Here is a 17,463-nt window from a genome sequence, read left to right as displayed (position 1 = left end):
TTATAATCTTGCAATGGATTTGTTGACCCTTCTTTCACTGGCGTTTGCCACCTTTGTCTATGCAATTTCTCCAGGACCTGGTCTTTTTGCAGTCTTGGCAACATCTACGAGATTTGGGCCCATTCCAGCAATGTGGCTTTCGTTTGGACATACGCTAGGGGATATTATTTATGTTGCAATTGCAATGTTGACCTTAAGTGCTCTTGCAGGAGTTATTAGTGAGAGCATGGTTTATGTAAAGATATTAGGTGCATCATATTTAATATATATTGGCTTTCAGCAGTGGCGATCCAAAGGCGTAAAATTTGAAGAGTCAACAAAAAAAAGCTCAATACTAAAGCTTTTAATTGCAGGCTTTGTTGTTGGTGTTACAAATCCAAAAACAATTATTTTTTACTTATCTTTCTTACCAATCTTTGTAGATTTAGATAACTTGACAGTAATTACTGAAATTAAAGTAATAACAGTTATTGGTCTTACAGTATTCTTTGTTCTGAGTCTGGCAAACATTTTAGGCCTTCGATTAAGAAAACATGTTGAAAATCCAGCAATCATAAAGCGTGTAAATGAAACAACTGGAATTACGATGATTTTAGTTGGTTTTTTTGTGGCACTCTACTAATATTACTTAGGGAAATAATGTTTCAATCTGAAAAAAATATGACATTTCTAATGATTCTTGTTCCATTTGTGTGGGCATTATCAGGTATTTCAGCAAAATATCTTTCCTTTTATATTGGTGAGAATGAGATTGTCGTTTATAGGTTTTTCTTATCTGTTCTTTCAACTATTCCACTTTTGATATGGATGAAAATACCTATCAAAATTAGTTTATTTAACCTTGCTTTATCGCTGATTATTGCAATCTTTATGATCAGTAACTACAGATTTTATTTTATGGGAATGCAAAGGGGTGCTGCTGGCTTAGGGGCTGCTTTGGTTACTGTTTTGATTCCAATATTTGTCTACATCTTTATGATATTTTCAAAAAAATCTAAGCCACTTATTAAGGACTGGGCTGCATTATTAGTAGGCACAATTGGGGTTCTTCTAATGATGAATTTTGATCAATATAACCTGCCACTATTAATCAGTGGAGGTAATCTTTATTTTGTTTTGGCGGCTTTGGCTTATGCAGCTGTAACTATTATTGGAGCCTATATGAAGAATATGCATGTACTGGCTTTTAACTTTTATATAAGCCTATTTGGATTTCTTATTGATTGGGTTTATTCCTATGATACAAGTCTCCTTGTAACTTTAATTGATATGGATTATATTTTTTGGATTAATATTCTTTTTGTTTCAGTTATAGCTGGTACAGCTATTACCGCAGTTTACTATACTGGTATAAGAGTTATAGGATCTAAAAAAACCTCGGTATTTAGTTTGCTCTCACCATTTTTTGCTATTGCTTTTGGAGCAATATTTTTTCAAGAAGCACTGAACTTACAAAATATTATTGGGATTATTTTAGCCGTATCCGCTTTATTTGTTTTAATTGACCTCAAGATAAATATTACTTATCCATTTAAATAGCTATGAGTAATAATATATTATGGAAATAAATATTTTTATAGTTCTTGGCTTTACCCTTTTTATTTTTGCAGTAACCCCCGGTCCAGGGACTCTTGCACTTCTCTCTATTTCTACTTCAAAAGGCCTAACTTCAGCAATATTCTTTTCAATTGGCATGACTTTAGGCGATTTGTCTTATCTAACAATCGTCATTTTTTCTTTAAATGCAATTGCTAACTTGATTACTCCTATTACAAATGCTGTCCAGTATTTTGGAGCCTGCTATTTATTTTATTTGGGCTACTCCCAATGGACTGCTGGCAAATTCACTATGGATAATGATATTTCAGCTCAATCCCATTTGAGAGAATTATTGACTGGTTTCCTTTTAGCAGGAACTAATCCAAAGGTGATGATTTTCTACCTATCAGTCCTTCCATCTTTGATTGATCTTAATCAAGTAAGCTTATCTTATGGACTGAAAATTATAGCTACAGTTGCGATTTCACTATTATTTGGTTTAGTTTTTATTGGCGTTCTTGGAAAAAAATTAAGGCAACTAATAAGTAGTCCAAAAATGGCCTTGAGGGTGAATAGGATTTTTGGAATAATAATGATTGGTGTTGGTTTAAGTCTATTCTATTTCTAAATTTTTGATTACTAAGGCTTAGTATCAATATCTCGACTTTCTAAATCTTTCATAATAGCAGTTCTCATATCATCAGTAAAATCAAACCAATCAAATATTTCATTCATGTGTCTTTTGCAACCGATACAGAAGTTATTCTTATTGTATTTGCAAATACTTATGCAAGGGCTCTTCATTTGCTTTAGTCGGGTTTGTTCATTCATTAGAAATATTTAGATTTGCAATATAATTTTGTAGAGTATTTTAGTGCAGTTGTAAAATTATGAGCGAAGTTTTTCATTAGTCTTATCATAAGCAGGATCGATACTTACATGACAATTTCGACTTCCAAGTGAAGTTTCAACTCTAAGTTTAGAGCCTTCTATGCATAGATTTGGCTTTAAGTACGCGAAAGCAATACTGTGGCCAACTCTATATCCATAGGCACCACTAGTTATAATGCCACTTAAATTATCACCGTCAAATACTGCTTCATTGCCAAAGCATTCTGCTGGAATTTGATCATCAAAAATAAGGAAAGCTAACTTAGTTTTGACTCCCATAGAGAGGCGCTCTCGAATATTATCAGCACCAATAAAGTTTCTATCAAGGTCGAGGAATCTTTCCATTCCAGCTTCAAGTGCAGAAATTTCTTCTGTAAATTCCGCTCCATAAGCTCTGTACATTTTTTCTAAACGCATACTATTAAATGCCAGGCCACCAAAATCTTTTAACCCAAATTCCTCACCCATCTCCATTAAAGACTCATATATTGAGATAAGTTGCCATGTTGGCATGTGAAGCTCCCAACCAAGCTCACCAGCGTAGGATACTCTCATGGCAAAAACAGAGGCTGAATCTATTTTAATTGTTTTACAGCTTAGCCATGAAAATGCACTATTACTAAGATCCTCTTGCGTGCATTGACTTAAAATTTTTCGAGCATTTGGCCCAGTTAAAAGGAGACCACCCCAACTTTCAGTTAAGTTTTCTATCACGACATCATAATCATCTGAATGCCATTCAAGCCACTGATAATCTTTTACTTCTGATCCAATTGCACCCATTAATAGAAAATTTTCTTTATCAATTCTACTAATAGTTTGTTCAGCCATAATGCCTCCATTTGGAGCATGGAAAAGAGTCAAGCCTATTCTTCCATCCTTGGAGGGAAGCTTATTACAAGATAAATGATCTAAAAATTTAAATGCATCTTTCCCTGTGATACGAAATTTAGCTGTTCCACTAATATCAGTAATGCCACATGATTTTTGAACAGCAGCACATTCTTGAGCAACTACCTCATGTGCTTCACTATGACCCCAAGTTAGAGTTTCATTTCTAGTACCATCTGTTGCAAACCAAGAGGGTTTTTCAAAGCCAGTATTGACAGTATGAATGGCGCCTTTTTGACTTAATAATGTATGCAGTGCACTAACTCTAATGGGTCTTCCATGAGGACGATTTTCATTTGGAGCTGCCATTGAGTACATTCTTTCATAAGATTCAATTGCTCTGGTTGTGCAGTAAGTTTTATCAGCCCAATGATCAAATCGACGGCTATCAAGTGAAGCCATATTAAGTTCTGTTTGCCCATGGACCATCCATTGTGCTAAATACTTACCAATACCACCCTGGGCAATTCCAATACTTGCACCACAGAGATTCCAAAAATTTCTTAACCCTTTGGCAGGACCCACTAAGAGATTATCATCAGGCGTATGAGTAATTAGTCCGTTTATTACAGTACTAATCCCAACTTCTTTAAATAAGGGAAAAATGTCCATGCATCTTTCTAACCAAGGCATTAGTCTATCTAAATCACCTTCAAATAGTTCTCTGTCAAATGACCAATCAACTCCGTCTAGTCCCCATGGTTTAGAGCCTCTGGTTTCATATGGGCCAATTAATATCCCACTCCCTTCCTGTCGAATATATGAGGCTGCAATAGAGTCTCTGGTTACAGGAAGTTCTTTTGTAAGAGCAGCAATATCAGGATGGCTATCAGTAATTAAATATTGATGTTGAAGATTCACTAATGGAACATATGAGCCTACCATAGCTCCAACTTGAGGTGAGAAGCAGCCACCAGCATTAACAACATGCTGAGCAATGATATTACCTAATTCAGTAATAACTTCATATTCCCCAGTTGGAAGAATATTAATATCAATTACTCGATTAAAGTTACTAACTTCAGCGCCTGCTTTTTTACTAAGTTGTGCAAGCTGAGTTACAACAGTTGTTGGGTCAACATGACCATCATTTGGCGTGTATAAAATGCTTTTTGCATTATCAAAATTCATCATTGGATTAATGACCGAAGCCTCTTCCTTTGATACAAAGTGCATTTCACAACCAATATGGTTTGCTCTACTAAGAATATTGGTAAACCATTGATGTTCAACTTCATCATGTCCAACTCTTAGTGAACCTGTTTTGTGAAAAGAAGAAGATAGTCCAGTTTCTTTAGGTAGGATTTCATCATACAATTTAATTGTATATTCATGAATACTAGATAAGGTGTGATTACCATTAAAATTTGGACATAACCCAGCAGCATGCCAAGTAGAGCCACTAGTAAGCTCACCTTTTTCTACAAGAACAATATCTGTCCATCCTTCTTGGGTAAGGTGATACATAAGGTTTACACCAAGTGAGCCTCCACCAATAATTACTACTTGAGCATGTGATTTCATATTAATTTTTCTTTAAAGAGGTTTTCTTCCAATATCTTTTCTGCTTAATTTAATATTAAATTTTTCGCGTATTTTTTTATCAATATCATCACTAACATGATCTGGAAAGTGTTCAGAAAGAATCTCTTTTTTTTGTTGAATTGCTTTTTCAAGTATTATAGGCTTACCCATATCTGCCCAATCATTAGGGCTATCTCTATCACTCAAGTCAGGGTATATATATTCACTTTGCATAACATTAATTGTCTGGTCTGAACCTAAGTAGTGAGCTTTATCATTTAAACAAACATCTTTAATTGTTTCAAAACAAAGAGACTCTTCGCTATCATCACTAAAGCCCTTAGTCATTCTCATAGATGCACCTAATAAATCATTATCTAGTAACAAACTTTCTGGACATGTGCCTAAAAGGCTTGCGTACATCCCTGCAGATTCATATACTATATTTGCACCCGCTATTGCAGTTACTGTGTGAGTTGACGCTCTTTCAGAGCCAGCCTGAAAATCAGGGAATTTAGAATCTGTCATACCTGCAGGTGTTCCAGTTGGAAGGTCTAAGAAGTTACCCATTTGCGCACAAGCGGCAGAAATTAATCCTTGTTCTGGAGAGCCACCACACATAGAACCAGTTCGAAGGTCAGATACAAAAGGCCAAGTTCCAAGAATCGCAGGCGCCCCAGGTTTAATTGCATTGACATAGACCAGACCACCAAGACATTCAGCCCATGCTTGTGATACAACTCCTGGTAGAAGTGGCGGTGCAGTTGCACCTGCCTGACCTGCTGATAGAAGTAATATTGGCATACCACCCTCAACACCTACACGAACACATTCTAAAGATTCCTCTGCAAATTTCATTGGAGGAACAACATGACAATTACTCATACTTAAAAAAGGTCTTTCACGCCATTTTTCTTCACTACCAGCAATAATATGAAGCATCTCAAGCGCATCAGTAACATGATCTGACTCTGTAAAGCTTGCACCAACATGTTTTTCAGTCCCCATTGCAATACAATAAACTGAGTTTTGATCCATTTCACGAGGACTAGCAATATCTCTTAGTACACAAGTTCTTTGAAACATATGAATATGTTCACATTTGTCAGCAATTCTTGCCATATCAAATAGGTCTTGACTTTCAGATTCTCTGTACTCATTATTTTCAGGGTCAGCAATAAGCACTGCAGCCCCCGCCGTTGAAAAGTGAACCCTTGATCCACTAAGGTCTAAATCATATTTTGGATTTTGAGCATGAAGAGTAAGACTTTGTTGAGAAAGACCCATGGCTTTCTCTACAACTTCTCTTGGCATTCTTAATCTTCCATCATCACCAAGAATAGCTCCAAACGCAACACACTTCTCAATACAATGAGGAGTAGCATCACCAAAACCAATTTCTTCTAATATACGATAAATATTAGCTTCTATTGATAAAACTTGCTTATCACTTAGCGGCTTATATCTTCCACCAATCTCACCTGGTTTAACTGGTTTTTCTTCTTCCTTAAGGGGCGCACTTCTTTCAGCTATTCTTGCTTCCCTACCACCAGATTTTCTTCTAGACATAACAATGATTTGAGTTTAACTATAAGCCACATTTTGATACTAAATCAAATCACTGTCAATTATTTTTTTGTAAGAGGTTTAAAGCAGCTATATAAAGGTAATTTTATAGTTCTTAATTAGACATCCATTCCGCTTTTAAAGTGAAATTGAGCCCCTTTTATAATTCCAGATGGCCACCTTGAAGTTCTTGACTATTAATCTTATAAATTTGTTGCTAAGATTAAGGTGAAGATATTTTTTGAGCTAATTTTTTGATTATTTTTTGAGTTTCTTCCCAATCTATGCACCCATCTGTAACAGAAACACCATAATCCATATCATCTTGATTTTCCAATATTTTTTGCTTACCAGAAAAAAGATTACTTTCTAACATTAGCCCAAAAATTGATTTATTGCCTGACACTAATTGTTTAGTAATCTCTTCAATAACTTTTCCTTGGTTTCTATAATCTTGATTTGAATTGTCATGAGAGCAATCAACCATTATCCTTTCAGCTAGTCCATTTTTTTTCAGGAGTACTTCACATTCTTTAATGTCATCAATATGATAGTTAGGTTTTTTTCCACCTCTAAGTATTAGATGAGAGGATTTATTTCCTTTTGCTTTAAATGTTGCAATCTGCCCCTTATCATTAATACCTAAAAAACTTTGAGGCGATGAGCAAGCTTTAATGGCATTAATTGCCATATCTATATTTCCATCAGTGCCATTTTTAAAGCCAACTGTCATTGAAAGCCCACTCGACATTTCTCGATGAGTCTGAGACTCTGTTGTTCTTGCACCAATTGCACACCAAGAAATTAAATCAGCCAAATATTGAGGAGTAATAGGATTGAGTGCTTCTGTTGCAGCTGGTATTTCATTTTCAGCTAGCCAAACTAGAAGCTCTCGACCTTGATGAAGACCCTTGTCAACATCAAGAGAGTTATCCATATCAGGATCACTAATTAAACCTTTCCAGCCAACTGTTGTTCTTGGCTTTTCAAAATAAACCCTCATTACTAAATAAATGGAGTTCTTGACTTCATTTTGTAGAGACTTTAGTTTAAGTGCATATTCTTTTGCAGCTCCAATATGATGAATTGAGCATGGACCAACAATCACAATCAATCTAGAGTCTTTTTTTAAAAAAATATCATCTATAGTTTTACGACTCGTTAAAATATTGTCAGCACCATCGTCACTGAGAGGAATTTTCCCCCTTAAGTTAATAGGGGTTGTAATAGTTACTTCTTCTTCAATGTTTTTATTGTGAATTTGGTTCTTCATTTAAATTGGTTAATTAGTCTATATAAGTATTAATTTAAACATAGTTTTATTTATTTATACCCTCTATGTAGAAAGTAATAGAATTTAGGCTTTTAAAAAAGTTTTATTGATATTCAATTATATTTGACGTAATTATGAAAAAATTAGCTTTAATTGCCTTATTATTCCTAACTGGATGTTCCTCAACAACATTTGTCTATAATCGGATTGATTTTTTATTGCCATGGTATCTAGCAAGTTATGTCGATTTTACTAGTGAACAAAAACAAAGCTTAAATGAGCGTTTAATTCCTTTTTTTAAATGGCACCGTACTCAAGAGTTACCAAAGTATGTAGAAATAATTTACAGTTTAGAGGGTCTTCTAGATAATGAAGTAAAAGCTGAAGATATTGCCTTAATTACCCAAGATATTGAAAATTCATGGTTTCGAACTGAACAGCAAATTCTATCATGGTTAACTCCATTAGCTAAGGATCTATCAGATGAACAGATTAAACAATTCCTTAATGTAATGAAACGAAAAACAATTGAAAATGAAAATAAATATCTAAACCGAAATGATCAAACCTATCAAAAAGATGTTGTAAATAGATTTCGAAAAAACTTAGGTAGGTTTATGGGCTCATTAAATAAAGATCAGTTAGTTCTTTTAAGAACTGCTAGTGAAAATATGTATAGATCAGATAATGAATGGTTAGAAAATCGTAAGGCTCTTATTAATAATCTTTCCTTAATACTTCAGAGAGAAAATGACTGGGAGGAAAGGTTAAATGGGATAACAAATAGAGATAATTTAGAATCACAAAATTATCGAATCAAATATTCTCATAATATTAATATAACGCATCAGTTAATTGCTGAAATATTAAACTCTCGTTCAGAGAAACAAAATAAAAAACTTCGTGATCAACTAGTGCGATATAGAACTGATATTAGTAATTTGATTGAACAAATATAGTTATTTCCAGGTTCTTTTCATACGACCTTTAAATATTGCAGAGCCCCAACTTAAGAAAAGGCCAATTAATGCAGCACCTAATAACCAAGTAAAAGGAAGGTTGCCATCAGAGCCAAAGATAACCGCTCTATAGGCTCCACCTATTGCATCAAAAGGCACTGAGTTACCAATTAATTCTAACCATTCTGGTGCGGCACTTACAGGCATCATCGAGCCACTAAGTACTGACTGATACTGAACTACAGGAAGAATAATTAATAAAGCCGCAAGACCAATAATTTCAAAGACGCCAAGAAATAACCATGACAAACAAACACTGACTAGCCATACGCTAAGCCAGGCCATTAAAAACGACTCCCATTGAAGTGTTGTTAAAGTAATAACAATAGCTAAAACTAGGCTTGCAGAACCCATAACCATTATTGGAATTAAGGTTCTCAAATATGCGCGATTTAATAGGGGCATCTGTTTCGTTGCAAGGAATAGAAGAATTGAACCTACCATTGAAGCGAGCCAACTTGTAAAACTCATAACAAAGGGCGAGGGAACAGAAGCTAAACTCTTCGCGGAATAAAGCGTTTCTATATTAGTATTGACCAACATTCCTGAAACAGGCGCCTGATTATTGGATTTTGCTAATCTTAGGTTAGCTATAAAAGTAGAAAGAGCCATCTGAATAGTACCTGGGAGCTGACTAGATATCTGAGTCTCAGATATTGTTAGGTGCTGTGAATTTAAGATTTCAATATTTAATTTTTCGTCACTAAGTGCAAGCTGAGAAAAGTTCTTTGGAAAGGTAATTACTGAAGCAATCTCTCCTCTTGAAAGAGCCTCTCTTGCAGTCTCAGAATCTTTAATAATAGTTAGCTTAAAAGGAAGTGATTTAGATAAGGTTTTAATTGCTTGATTAGAAACTAGAGGTAATGAAGGGCCGATATCCTTATTGACAACTCCTAACTCAAAGGCATATGCAATTCTGGCTGGATCTGAAGGTGCCGTCAAATTAAATATTGAGAAAAATAGCATAATTACGATGGGTACTATAATTGCAGGTTTGAAGAGTTCACTGCGACGAAATTGCGAAATTGAGGAGGGCATTAAATTGAATTTAAAATAGAATTAACAATACACAAATACGTCTACTTAGTCAAACTTAGATCGTAATCAGCAAGAATCATTTCTGAAGCTTTTTCTGCAATCATCATAGTAGGTGCATTCGTATTTCCTGAAACAAGTTCAGGCATTATTGAAGCATCTACAACTCTTAGACCAGAGACCCCATGAACCTTAAGTTTTTCATCAACTACACTATCAATATCATTACCCATTTTGCAGGTTCCAACAGGGTGATAAATGCTTTGACTATTATTTTTAGCAGCTTCAAGAAGTTCTTCGTCAGATTCAAAAGCTGGGCCAGGAACATATTCTTCTAGAATATATTTCTTTAATGAGTCCGCATCAGCAATTTTTCTGGCTACCTTTATGGAGTCAATTGCAATTTTTTTGTCACTATCAGTAGAAAGATAGTTAGGAATAATCTTTGGCAGTTGAGTTGGATCAGAAGAGTTGATCTTTACCTCACCTCTGCTTTCAGGACGAAGGTTACAAATAGACATTGTGAATGCTGAAAAGGGGTGAACACCATCACCCGGCTTATCAGCACTTAATGGCTGCATGTGGAATTGGATATTGGGCCTTGAGCCGTCTAAAGAAGTATTAGTAAATGCATAGACTTGGCTCGCACTGAGCGTTAATGGACCTGTTCTAAAGAGCATATACTGTAAGCCAATTAAAGCTTTTTTCCACCAAGTATTTAATTCATCATTAAGTGTCCTTGTATTTGTTTTAAAAACCATTCGAACTTGTAAATGGTCCTGAAGATTCTTTCCAACAGCTGGATTATTATGGATAACATTTATTCCAAGCCGTTTTAAATGCTGTTCGTCGCCAATCCCAGAGAGTTGAAGTATTTGTGGAGAGCTAATAGAGCCTGCAGAAATAATTACTTCAGAGTTTGCATAAATATTTCGATCTTTATTAGTATTACTTTCAATACACTGAACCCCAATAGCTTTTTTATTTTTAAAAAGGACTTTACTAACTTGAGTATTGGTAATTATTGTTAGATTTTTTCTATTCCTTATTTTCTTATTTAAAAATGACCGATAAGAGCTCCTTCTAAAACCTTTGAATGATGTTTGCTGAAAGTAACCAACACCTTCCTGATTTTCTCCATTGCAGTCTGGATTATTTGGGATACCTATTTCTTCCGATGCTTTTATAAAAAGATCAGCTATCTTTCTTTTAAGTCTTAAATTTGAAACCTTTAGCTCACCATCAACACCATGGTATTCATTACTACCATTCTCCTGACATTCAAATTTTTTAAAGTAAGGTAATACATCTTTATAACTCCAGCCTTCATTACCTAAATCTTTCCAGTTATCATAGTCATGCCTGTCACCTCTTATGTAGAGTAAGCCATTAAGTGCACTTGACCCTCCTAAGACTTTACCTCTTGGCCAATCGATTCGTCGATTATTTACACCTTTATCTTTTTCGAGCTTGAACATCCAATCAAATTTTGGATTATTCATAGTTTTAAAATAACCCACTGGAATATGTAGCCAAAGATTATTATCTTTTCTTCCAGCTTCAATTAACAAAACACTATTACTAGGATTCTCAGAAAGTCTATTGGCTATTAGGCAGCCAGCTGATCCTGCACCAATTATGATGAAGTCGTATGTCCTACTCATTTTATTTTTAGCAAATTATTAAATTTAAAGGAATATCAAAAGGGGATATCTATGTGTCAGATTATATATCTTAATAGCCTTCTTTTTTTTATAAATAGATATAAACATATATATCAATTGATGTATACTGGATTTTGATTAATTGCTTAGTTTGGTGTTTACTGCTCTCTATTGCAATATCAAAAAAAGAAATATTTGTTCGATAATTAAAGGAGATTTTATGTTTAAAAATAAAGTTGTTTTTTTGACATCTATAGCATTACTTGCTGCTAGCTCAAGTGCTATGGCTGTTAATTTAAAAATTCAATCTGTATTAAACTCTACTGGTAGTGAAGTTGGCTATGTTAGAGATTTTGCAGAAGATGTTGCTGCATTGACTGATGGTAGAGTAACGATGGAAGTCCTCCCTGGAGGTTCTGTTGTGCCAAACTCTGACCTTATCGATGCTGTAGACGCTGGTCTAATTGATGGTGGATTTGCATGGACTCACTACTGGTCTGGTAAGCACCCAGCGGCAATGCTGTTTGGTTCACCAATTGCTGGAGCTGGCCTTGGTATTGATAATATCGCTTGGCTTTCTTGGTTCCACAGTGCTGGTGGTAAAGAGTTATATGATCAGCTATGGGATGAGATGGATTTGAATGTTCATGGTTTGATGCTTCAACCAGTTGGTCCAGAAGCACTAGGTTGGTTTAAAGAGCCTATCAACAGTATGGATGACTTCCGTAAACTTAGATTCCGTGCTCCTCCAGGAATCCCAGGTCAAACCTATATTGATATTGGTGTCGCAGCTGTAGCTATGGGTGGCCCTGATATTTTGCCTGCACTTGAAAAAGGAGTTATTGACGCAGCAGAGTGGTGCTGTCCAGAGCCTGATAGAGACTTTGGCTTCCAAAAAGTTCTTAAGTACTACTACTTGCAAGGACTTCATCAGAATGTTGTGAATGCTGATATGTATATCAATGGTGACGTTTGGGATAAGATCTCTGCTCGTGACCAGCATGCTATCCATGTTGCTGCAAGAGCGGCAAGACTTGATTCTATGTCTAACCGTATCTACGCAAATGGAATTGCTATGGCTGATTTGCTAGAGCAGGGTGTTCAACTAATGGATACTCCTGATGACTACTTCGTAGAGTTTATGGCTGCTGCGAATGCAACTCTTCAAAAGAACGCTGACGATAATGCATTCTTTGCTGAGGTTTGGGCATCACAGAGAGATTTTGCTGAAAAAGCAGTACCTTTCTGGTCAGGAGCTCAATCGTCTAACGCTAAGTTAGGCCTTGCTTTTGCTAAGACTTTGAAGTAAAGATAAATCGTAAGACTTGTAAACTTAAGTTGCCAATAGTGAAAACTGTTGGCAACTTTTTTTTGACAATAAGAGAGCTTTATAGAACTCAATATTGTCTTTTCTTATTGAATTATTAATATTCTTCTATTGAGTATTTTTTTGACTCTTTAGTTTTGTTACAATGATTTAAGATTTTTAATAATTTTTTTAGGTACATATTATGTCGGATAAGGAAGAGGTTGGTGAATTAGATATTACTGACGAAATGATTGCTGAAGGCAGATCCTATACTGGAGTTATGCCTGATGATATGCCAAAAATTATGGCAAAAACTATTCTAGGTATTGATCTTTTTAGCCTTAGAATAGGACAGGTTGCATGTTGGCTAACTGTTCCAGTATTTGTTGCCATGTTTATTGAAGTAGTTGGAAGACATTTTTTTGGCTCTCCAACTGTCTGGGCATATGACATAAGTAGAATGGGTGCTGGAGCAATGTTTATGCTCGGTGCAGGTTATGCACTATCAAAAGGTGTCCATATTCGAGCAGACTTTATGTATCGAAATTGGTCTGTTAAAACTCAAGCAACAATAGACTTAACGCTTTACATATTATTTTATTTTCCTGGACTTATTGGTGCTTCATGGGCATGTTATAAATATGCTTACAAGTCTTGGTCGATAATGGAAAGGGGTATGGATACTTCATGGATGCCAATCATGTATCCAATCAAGAGTATTCTATTTATAGGCCTTGTTTTACTAATAATTCAAGGTATTTCAGAGACACTTAAATGCATCTATGCAGTTAGAAATAGGAGATGGCCATGACTCCAGAAATTCTAGGCATAATACTAATTCTAACAATGCTATTTGCCATATTTATTGGTTTTCCAATTTCATTTACCCTTATTTTCTTAGGTGTTGTTTTTGGCTATCTTGGCTTTGGTGATCTTGTTTTCTATTTAATGACCTTTCAGTTTTCTGGCAGTATGCTTGAACAGGCCCTGGCAGCAATCCCATTATTTACCTTTATGGGAATACTCATGGAGAAGGCTAACCTGATGGAAAGATTATTTACATCTGTCCAGATGGCGCTTGCTCGAACTAAAGGATCTTTATTTGTTGCTGTTCTTTTCGTTTCGGTAATTTTTGGAGCTGCAACAGGTATTGTTGGAGCATCGGTTACTATTCTGGGGATTATGTCTGCTAAGACAATGAATAGAGCGGGATATGATGTCCAGTTAGCTGCAGGTACAATTACAGCTGGAGGAACGTTAGGAATATTAATACCCCCAAGTATTATGTTGGTTGTTATGGGTCCTATCCTGAATGTCCCAGTGACTGATTTATTTGCAGCTGCGATTGTTCCAGGTCTAATGTTGGCTGCACTTTATACAGGGTATACACTGATTAGATGTCATTTAAACCCATCATTGGGTCCTGTTGTTCCTGAGGAACTAATACCTGATTCTATGAAAGAAGTTTGGATTGAGTTTGCTAAGGGACTCGTTCCCCCTGTTCTTTTGGTTGGCTCTTCATTAGGAAGTATATTATTTGGGCTTGCTACCCCTACGGAAGGAGCTGGAATGGGAGCAGTTGGTGCAATATTTTTAACATTAGCTTACCGAAAATTAAATTTTAAAGTTTTTCAGCAGGCCTTATTAAAGACGCTTGAAATTACTACATTAATTATGGTTTTAGTTTGTGCTTCAAACTTTTTTGGCGCAGTGTTTTCACGTTTGGGAACACCAACTATGATCACAGAGGCATTGATGTTGTTAGATCTTCCACCAACAGCAATACTTCTTATAGTTATGGCTTTAATATTCTTATTAGCCTGGCCATTGGAGTGGGTACCAATCGTGCTTATTATTATTCCAATTATTTTGCCTCTAATTGAACAATTAGGATTCAACTTAACTTGGTTTGGTATTCTTGTCGCTGTGAATCTTCAGACGGCTTGGCTTTCGCCGCCTGTTGCATTGTCTGCCTACTTTCTCAAGGGGGTTGCACCAGATTGGGATTTATCAGATATCTATAGAGGTATGATGCAATTTATGGCTATTCAAGTTGTTGGGTTAGCCCTAATTATTATCTTCCCACAAATTGTACTATGGTTACCAACCTACCTTTATGGGAATATAAATTAGTTTCATAAAAACTACAATATATCTAAAAGGTTGACAGCTAAAGATAAATTTTTTTAGCTAGATTGTTTCACCAAAAGTACTATTTTGAGATTGTATGTACTCGATATCACTTGTATGTACATATGATGTTCGGAGTTCAATGATCTCATTATGGTAAGTGTGACCAATACGATTTATTTTGAGAATCGGTGAATTTAAATCAATATTCAAAAGTCCAGAAATTTTTTCATTTGAAGAAATAGCTTTGATTTTTTCAGAACAGTTTGTAATAAAAATATTAAATTTATTTTGATAAAGGTTATAGACTGTATTAGTTCTATTCTTAAACATCTCCTCTGTTAATGAGGGAAATTTAGCTTGAGAAATGACAATTTTATCAACAATATAAAACTTATTATTAAGCCCTAGTTTGTTGTAGATTTGAAGAACATGGCCACCTGAAGAGATTTTTAGAGCTTCAGATTCAGCTTTATTTGCTTTTTTAACACCAAAAGAAATCATTTCAACATCAGGACTCTTTTTTTCCTCACTTCCATTTAATCCAAAATGAAAATATTCAAAAAGAAAGCTATTATTATCATGCTGAAAAACAAAGGTACCAAGCCCTTGTTTACGAATCAGAATACCTTCCTTTTCTAAAACCCCAATTGCTTTTCTAATAGTTCCAATTGAGACATTAAAAAGTTCTACTAAAGTTTTTTCATTTGGAATAAGTTGCCCCGGCCTGAGTTCATCTCGATAAAGGCAATTAAATAATTCATTTCTAATTTGAAGCCACATAGGAGTCTTACTGTCTCTATCTATGTCAAATTTAAGATCAGTAATACTCATATTTGATTTATTTAAAATTAAAAATGTGGCTTAAGGATAACCTTTGCTGAGGCCATTGTACCATTATGAAGACTTTTAAAAGCTGCATCCGTTTCTGATAATGGCATCTCTTCAATCCACGATAGATCTCCAAAAGATCCATTTTCTATAAAAGTTAAAGCAGACTTAAAGTCCTCCATATTATATGTGTAACAACCCACTAATTTTACCTCTTGAAGAGTTATTTTTCGGATGTCAATGCTGCTTGTCCAACTCAAAAGTCCTACATTAACAACTGTGCCACCTGCCTTAACAGATGAAATAGATAGTGCGTTAGTTTTTTCACTTCCAACGCAATCTATTACTACATCAAAAGCATTTTCATCAATTGTCTCAGCTAGGGGGTTGACAGCTTTTACTCCAACATGATCTTGAACACATGGATGACGAGCTAAATTTGTTTCTAAAACTTTCATTTTGACACCATAAGATTTTAATAATAGGGCAGTTAAAAGTCCAATTGCTCCAGCACCAATGACTAAAGTATGGCATTCACTTATTGGCTTAAAGGAGTTTTCAATTGCAAGGTTAACAGCATGCACAACAGTTGCAGCTGGTTCAGTTAGGGCAACATGATTTGAATTCATTGTATTAGGTGCATGAACTAAACACTGTTTTGGGATTGTCATATATTGAGCAAACGCACCTTGTCTGCTCATACCAATCATATCTCTATCACTGCATAAGTTATCTCTTCCTTGAAGACAATACTCACACTTACCACAGGTAATTAAGGGATTACCTGTTACTTTTTGACCTTTATCTGGACCATCAACTATTTCCCCACAAAATTCATGCCCTAATATAAGTCCAGGATTTCTTCGAGGGTCTTTTCCATGATAGGCATGCATATCTGAGCCACAAATACCAACAGCTTGAATACTTAATAACACATCATCATCACGATCAACTTGATTAGAGTGATAGTCATTAATAAAAGTCATTTCTTGGGGTGCAGTATAAACCACCGCCTGCATCTTATCTATCATGCCGCTGAAAATCCTCCATCAAGAAAAATAGTTTGACCAGTTACATATGAATTAGCTTCACTACATAAAAAAACGCTAATTCCAAATATATCTTTTTCTTCCCCATTACGACCCATCATTGTTTTATCCGCTAGAGTTTTTAATTTATCAGGGTCTTGAAATAATGATTCTGTTAAGTTAGTTCTAAAGAATCCTGGAGCAATAGCATTTACTAATATTCCATCTTTAGAATAAGCTTGAGCTAATGCACGTGTAAGTTGCATTATTCCCCCTTTACTTGCACCATAAGGAATGCTGTTATCAAATGCTCTTAGAGACTGAAGAGAGGCAATGTTTATGATTCTACCCCAATTATTTTTTTTCATGGATTTGGCCACAAGCTGACTTAGATGAAAAGGCGCTGTTAAATTAATATCTATTGTTTTTTGCCATTCATCAAGCGTGAGATCTTGGGCTGGAGTTCTCAAGTTAATTCCTGCAGCATTTACTAAAATATCAATTTGATCAGATTCTCGGTTAATAAGAGAAACAATATCTTTAAGAGCCTCACTTGAAGTGACATCAGCCTGAATGAATCGCCCATCAGAGCCTTGATCTTTTAACTCTTGAAGTGTTTCATCAGCATTATCCCTGCTGCTAGCAATCCAGACAAATGCCCCTGCTTTTGCAAGTGCAAGTGCCATCATTTTACCTATCCCACTAGAACCACCAGTTATCAGAGCTACTTTATTTTCAAGAGAAAATTCTGATAAGTTCATGA

The 17,463-nt window shown here is 35.3% G+C and carries 16 protein-coding genes; 7 read left to right on the top strand and 9 right to left on the bottom strand.

From position 1 onward, the window contains the following. The first annotated feature begins 13 nt into the window (after positions 1-13). The 3 genes from CRN91_RS00530 to CRN91_RS00520 are packed head-to-tail and all read left to right on the top strand — an operon-like array spanning position 14 to position 2,167. The gene (locus CRN91_RS00530; RefSeq protein WP_114114515.1) at positions 14-622 is read left to right on the top strand and encodes a LysE family translocator; all 609 of its coding nucleotides are present in this window, start codon (positions 14-16) and stop codon (positions 620-622) included. 17 nt (positions 623-639) lie between these two features. Next, positions 640-1,539, top strand: coding sequence for a DMT family transporter (locus tag CRN91_RS00525; protein WP_114114514.1), 900 nt, complete (start codon positions 640-642; stop codon positions 1,537-1,539). Positions 1,540-1,558: 19 nt separating this feature from the next. After that, the gene (locus CRN91_RS00520) at positions 1,559-2,167 is read left to right on the top strand and encodes a LysE family translocator (RefSeq protein ID WP_114114513.1); all 609 of its coding nucleotides are present in this window, start codon (positions 1,559-1,561) and stop codon (positions 2,165-2,167) included. A gap of 11 nt (positions 2,168-2,178) precedes the next feature. On the opposite strand, the gene CRN91_RS00515 is transcribed toward CRN91_RS00520, so the two are convergent. The 4 genes from CRN91_RS00515 to CRN91_RS00500 all read right to left on the bottom strand — a co-directional run bounded on the left by CRN91_RS00515 (position 2,179) and on the right by CRN91_RS00500 (position 7,684). After that, complete coding sequence (locus CRN91_RS00515; protein ID WP_114114512.1) at positions 2,179-2,370, bottom strand: DUF1289 domain-containing protein; 192 nt, start codon at positions 2,368-2,370, stop codon at positions 2,179-2,181. Positions 2,371-2,427: 57 nt separating this feature from the next. Continuing rightward, positions 2,428-4,845, bottom strand: coding sequence for a GcvT family protein (locus CRN91_RS00510; protein WP_114114511.1), 2,418 nt, complete (start codon positions 4,843-4,845; stop codon positions 2,428-2,430). Between the two features lie 12 nt (positions 4,846-4,857). Then, positions 4,858-6,414: a trimethylamine methyltransferase family protein gene (locus tag CRN91_RS00505; RefSeq protein WP_114114510.1), complete on the bottom strand. Its 1,557-nt coding sequence runs from the start codon at positions 6,412-6,414 to the stop codon at positions 4,858-4,860. Positions 6,415-6,634: 220 nt separating this feature from the next. Then, positions 6,635-7,684, bottom strand: a complete 1,050-nt coding sequence (locus tag CRN91_RS00500) for a 3-deoxy-7-phosphoheptulonate synthase (protein WP_114114509.1) — start codon at positions 7,682-7,684, stop codon at positions 6,635-6,637. Positions 7,685-7,818: 134 nt separating this feature from the next. Between CRN91_RS00500 and CRN91_RS00495 the strand changes: the two genes are divergently transcribed. Further along, positions 7,819-8,643 (top strand): DUF6279 family lipoprotein, encoded by an 825-nt coding sequence (locus tag CRN91_RS00495; protein WP_114114508.1) that lies wholly within the window; start codon positions 7,819-7,821, stop codon positions 8,641-8,643. On the opposite strand, the gene CRN91_RS00490 is transcribed toward CRN91_RS00495, so the two are convergent. Next, entirely contained in the window at positions 8,644-9,741 is a 1,098-nt protein-coding gene (locus tag CRN91_RS00490) for a YhgE/Pip domain-containing protein (RefSeq protein ID WP_114114507.1), read from the bottom strand. A 41-nt stretch (positions 9,742-9,782) separates the two neighbouring features. Beyond that, a complete protein-coding gene (locus CRN91_RS00485; RefSeq protein ID WP_114114506.1) occupies positions 9,783-11,402 on the bottom strand; it encodes a GMC family oxidoreductase in 1,620 nt (539 codons plus the stop codon). Between the two features lie 220 nt (positions 11,403-11,622). Here CRN91_RS00485 and CRN91_RS00480 point away from each other — a divergent pair, with 220 nt between their 5' ends. From CRN91_RS00480 to CRN91_RS00470, 3 genes are all read left to right on the top strand, one after another. After that, positions 11,623-12,711, top strand: a complete 1,089-nt coding sequence (locus CRN91_RS00480; protein WP_114114505.1) for a TRAP transporter substrate-binding protein — start codon at positions 11,623-11,625, stop codon at positions 12,709-12,711. 202 nt (positions 12,712-12,913) lie between these two features. Next, on the top strand, positions 12,914-13,522 hold the full coding sequence (locus CRN91_RS00475) for a TRAP transporter small permease subunit (RefSeq protein WP_114114504.1): 609 nt from the start codon (positions 12,914-12,916) through the stop codon (positions 13,520-13,522). Then, positions 13,519-14,844 (top strand): TRAP transporter large permease, encoded by a 1,326-nt coding sequence (locus tag CRN91_RS00470; protein ID WP_114114503.1) that lies wholly within the window; start codon positions 13,519-13,521, stop codon positions 14,842-14,844. Before CRN91_RS00475 ends, CRN91_RS00470 begins: the two co-directional genes overlap by 4 nt. A gap of 57 nt (positions 14,845-14,901) precedes the next feature. Here the strand turns inward: CRN91_RS00470 and CRN91_RS00465 are convergent, their stop codons facing one another. Genes CRN91_RS00465 through CRN91_RS00455 form a run of 3 tightly spaced genes read right to left on the bottom strand, consistent with a single transcriptional unit; the run spans position 14,902 to position 17,461 of the window. Further along, positions 14,902-15,675 carry a GntR family transcriptional regulator gene (locus CRN91_RS00465; protein ID WP_114114502.1) on the bottom strand — a complete coding sequence of 258 codons (774 nt, stop codon included), beginning with the start codon at positions 15,673-15,675 and terminating at the stop codon, positions 14,902-14,904. 17 nt (positions 15,676-15,692) lie between these two features. Beyond that, positions 15,693-16,703, bottom strand: a complete 1,011-nt coding sequence (locus tag CRN91_RS00460; RefSeq protein WP_114114501.1) for an alcohol dehydrogenase catalytic domain-containing protein — start codon at positions 16,701-16,703, stop codon at positions 15,693-15,695. Further along, a complete protein-coding gene (locus CRN91_RS00455; RefSeq protein ID WP_114114500.1) occupies positions 16,700-17,461 on the bottom strand; it encodes an SDR family NAD(P)-dependent oxidoreductase in 762 nt (253 codons plus the stop codon). Before CRN91_RS00455 ends, CRN91_RS00460 begins: the two co-directional genes overlap by 4 nt. Between the last annotated feature and the right edge of the window lie 2 nt (positions 17,462-17,463).

The sequence above is a fragment of the Candidatus Thioglobus sp. NP1 genome (assembly GCF_003326015.1).
In the GTDB taxonomy this organism is placed as follows: Bacteria; Pseudomonadota; Gammaproteobacteria; order PS1; family Pseudothioglobaceae; genus Pseudothioglobus; species Pseudothioglobus singularis_A.
Note: the sequence above shows the minus strand (reverse complement) of the source record. Positions and strands in the feature narration are given on the sequence as shown.

Coding starts and splice junctions, on each gene's coding strand:
- CRN91_RS00500 (WP_114114509.1), bottom strand. CDS start 7,684: ATGAAGAACCAAATTCACAATAAAAACATTGAAGAAGAAGTAACTATT.
- CRN91_RS00480 (WP_114114505.1), top strand. CDS start 11,623: ATGTTTAAAAATAAAGTTGTTTTTTTGACATCTATAGCATTACTTGCT.
- CRN91_RS00515 (WP_114114512.1), bottom strand. CDS start 2,370: ATGAATGAACAAACCCGACTAAAGCAAATGAAGAGCCCTTGCATAAGT.
- CRN91_RS00495 (WP_114114508.1), top strand. CDS start 7,819: ATGAAAAAATTAGCTTTAATTGCCTTATTATTCCTAACTGGATGTTCC.
- CRN91_RS00470 (WP_114114503.1), top strand. CDS start 13,519: ATGACTCCAGAAATTCTAGGCATAATACTAATTCTAACAATGCTATTT.
- CRN91_RS00460 (WP_114114501.1), bottom strand. CDS start 16,703: ATGATAGATAAGATGCAGGCGGTGGTTTATACTGCACCCCAAGAAATG.
- CRN91_RS00525 (WP_114114514.1), top strand. CDS start 640: ATGTTTCAATCTGAAAAAAATATGACATTTCTAATGATTCTTGTTCCA.
- CRN91_RS00530 (WP_114114515.1), top strand. CDS start 14: ATGGATTTGTTGACCCTTCTTTCACTGGCGTTTGCCACCTTTGTCTAT.
- CRN91_RS00485 (WP_114114506.1), bottom strand. CDS start 11,402: ATGAGTAGGACATACGACTTCATCATAATTGGTGCAGGATCAGCTGGC.
- CRN91_RS00520 (WP_114114513.1), top strand. CDS start 1,559: ATGGAAATAAATATTTTTATAGTTCTTGGCTTTACCCTTTTTATTTTT.
- CRN91_RS00465 (WP_114114502.1), bottom strand. CDS start 15,675: ATGAGTATTACTGATCTTAAATTTGACATAGATAGAGACAGTAAGACT.
- CRN91_RS00475 (WP_114114504.1), top strand. CDS start 12,914: ATGTCGGATAAGGAAGAGGTTGGTGAATTAGATATTACTGACGAAATG.
- CRN91_RS00510 (WP_114114511.1), bottom strand. CDS start 4,845: ATGAAATCACATGCTCAAGTAGTAATTATTGGTGGAGGCTCACTTGGT.
- CRN91_RS00455 (WP_114114500.1), bottom strand. CDS start 17,461: ATGAACTTATCAGAATTTTCTCTTGAAAATAAAGTAGCTCTGATAACT.
- CRN91_RS00505 (WP_114114510.1), bottom strand. CDS start 6,414: ATGTCTAGAAGAAAATCTGGTGGTAGGGAAGCAAGAATAGCTGAAAGA.
- CRN91_RS00490 (WP_114114507.1), bottom strand. CDS start 9,741: ATGCCCTCCTCAATTTCGCAATTTCGTCGCAGTGAACTCTTCAAACCT.